This is a genomic window from Moorena sp. SIO2C4, from assembly GCF_010672485.1.
In the GTDB taxonomy this organism is placed as follows: domain Bacteria; phylum Cyanobacteriota; class Cyanobacteriia; order Cyanobacteriales; family Coleofasciculaceae; genus Moorena; species Moorena producens.
This window is the reverse complement of sequence record NZ_JAAHGN010001164.1, coordinates 1-2,226: the sequence shown is the minus strand read 5'-3', so window position 1 is coordinate 2,226 and position 2,226 is coordinate 1. Positions and strand designations below refer to the sequence as shown.

Genomic DNA, 2,226 nt, shown 5'->3' with positions numbered 1-2,226 from the left:
CGTTGAGCCTTTATGGTTGGTAGGTTATGCAAAAAAGGGTTAAAACTTGAGGCGCGACCCCGTAATTTAATTCTTCAAGCGGAAAGCGCGCCTCCATTGATTAAGGCGAGCCTGTCTTACGGTAACTATCGCCAAAGGCGACGCTTGGCCGTAGGCCACGCCAAAGGCGAACGCGAACAAACCATGAGCAACTGGCGTGGTTTCCCCCATGAGCGACTGCATCAAGACAAGGATATTAACCCGTTAATTCACATTTAAAATAAAGAGCAGTTTTTATTTAAAAGTCACTAAAATAACCAAAGGGTTTAGGAAGGTACTGTATTTTAAAATCCTGACTAAGCGGATTTTTTTAAACTTGTGGATCAGAATCTAAATTACAAACATCAGTTTTCAGGGATTTAATAGTCAATTATTTCTGAGTTTTTGTTTCCCTAATGGTATCGACCTTACCATTACTATTTCAGTATATCCGATACACACTGAGAGTGTTAAGATATAAGGAAAAAAAATTAATTGTGTCTTGGCTTACCCTTCCTAACTATGCATAGAGTAGCAGAGGAATTACCTCGACCACTTCTTGTTAAAGAAGCTGACGGCCAACAAATTCACACGGACTTTAACTACCGTCCACTAACCTCTATTGAAACACAGTTTCCCTGGTCCGAATCTGACTCTGGTGAGCCTGAGCAATTCTCTGTTTCCTAATTTGGGCAATGGCTTTGACTAGTCTAAAAGGATTAATACCGTGTTCGTTAGCATAGCGTAAGATATCTTGCAGCTCTTCTTCGGTAAAATTAACAGTTGGCTGAGAGTGGGTAGATGGCTGATTTTTGCTATTTTGAGTCATAATCCTGGTGTGCCAATAGGTTGAAGGTTGTAGATGTATCCCTGACTTGCCATAACAGTTGCTTGAAAGATTTTGAACTGAGGTTGTCAGATGGCTGCTCATGGGCAGCTATACCCATTGAGCGGTCAGCTTAAGGGCTACTTTCCTGGGTAAACAGCTATTAGCTCGTTAGCTGTACGGAGATCAGAGCTTAAGTTCAATAGCTAAACCAAAAGCTAAGTTTATACCCAAAGTAAGTATAAGCGTGCAAATGCTCAAGCAATTTGAGATGATTGACTTTAAGTTTGTAATACGGTTTCGATATTCCTTGATAGTTTGGCTTGGATTAGATCGTTTCCCATACTCAGCTGTTAATGACTAACCACTAACGACTAAACTAATGACTATAATCCTAACGAACGATGATGGGATAGATGCTCCCGGAATTAAAGCACTAGAGCAAGCGGTCAACGGTAACGGTAATTTTGTAATTATCGCTCCGGTGGAGCATCATTCAGGCTGTGGCCATCAGGTGACTACATATAAACCGATTCACGTCCAACGTCGGTCAGACTATGAGTATGCAGTCTCTAGTACCCCAGCGGATTGTACTCGCCTTGCAATATCACATATTATACCAGAGGTAAAGTGGGTTCTGTCAGGTATTAATGCTGGCGGTAACTTGGGGGTTGATGTTTACATTTCTGGTACAGTGGCGGCGGTTAGGGAAGCGGCGATACAGGGAATACCAGGTATTGCGATTTCCCAATGGATTAAAAAACCTTGGGTGATTAATTGGGAGGTGGCCAGTCGTTTGACAGCTAGGGTGTTGGCGGATTTGTTGAATCGTCCGATTTCTGCTGGTACTTACTGGAATGTGAATTTACCTCACTTGGAACCGGGTTCACCTGAGCCAGAGGTGGTATTTTGTGAACCGAGTACTCAACCGTTACCGACAAAGTATCGTGTGGACGGGGATCACTACTATTATGAGGGGGAGTATAACAAACGCGATCGCGCTCCTGGTACTGATGTGGATGTGTGTTTTTCGGGTAATATTGCTGTGACTCAGTTGCGACTTTAAGGCATCAGGACTTACCCAAAACTGGGCACCAAACGCCCTTAGGTAGTAGGGTGCCCCTACTAGTAGAGTAACTCTCCAAGTCCTGGCAATGCTATTGGTGGTTTGGTTTGGAACCACCAAGGCACAAAGGTAAGCATTCAGTGGTCAGTGGTCAGTGGTCAGTGGTCAGCCGTCAGCGGTCAGTGGTCAGCCGTCAGCCGTCAGCCGTCAGCTTATTTTATTCAAAAGCTGTTCGGTGTAGCTTGGCCAATGGCTGATAGCTGATACGCGACACGCTGATACGCGACACGCTGATACGCGACACGCTGATAGCTGA

The 2,226-nt window shown here is 44.2% G+C and carries 4 protein-coding genes; 3 read left to right on the top strand and 1 reads right to left on the bottom strand.

Going from position 1 to position 2,226, the window contains the following annotated elements; genetic code table 11:
* Nucleotides 1-12 precede the first annotated feature (12 nt).
* Nucleotides 13-258 (top strand): hypothetical protein, encoded by a 246-nt coding sequence (locus F6K20_RS35080; protein ID WP_008185628.1) that lies wholly within the window; start codon nucleotides 13-15, stop codon nucleotides 256-258.
* Nucleotides 259-637: 379 nt separating this feature from the next.
* Here the strand turns inward: F6K20_RS35080 and F6K20_RS35075 are convergent, their stop codons facing one another.
* The gene (locus F6K20_RS35075) at nucleotides 638-949 is read right to left on the bottom strand and encodes a hypothetical protein (RefSeq protein WP_044493570.1); all 312 of its coding nucleotides are present in this window, start codon (nucleotides 947-949) and stop codon (nucleotides 638-640) included.
* 277 nt (nucleotides 950-1,226) lie between these two features.
* Between F6K20_RS35075 and surE the strand changes: the two genes are divergently transcribed.
* Both surE and F6K20_RS35065 read left to right on the top strand, forming a co-directional pair.
* Complete coding sequence (gene surE, locus F6K20_RS35070) at nucleotides 1,227-1,910, top strand: 5'/3'-nucleotidase SurE (RefSeq protein WP_287249935.1); 684 nt, start codon at nucleotides 1,227-1,229, stop codon at nucleotides 1,908-1,910.
* 102 nt (nucleotides 1,911-2,012) lie between these two features.
* Entirely contained in the window at nucleotides 2,013-2,174 is a 162-nt protein-coding gene (locus tag F6K20_RS35065; protein WP_165691854.1) for a hypothetical protein, read from the top strand.
* The last annotated feature ends 52 nt before the right edge of the window (nucleotides 2,175-2,226 follow it).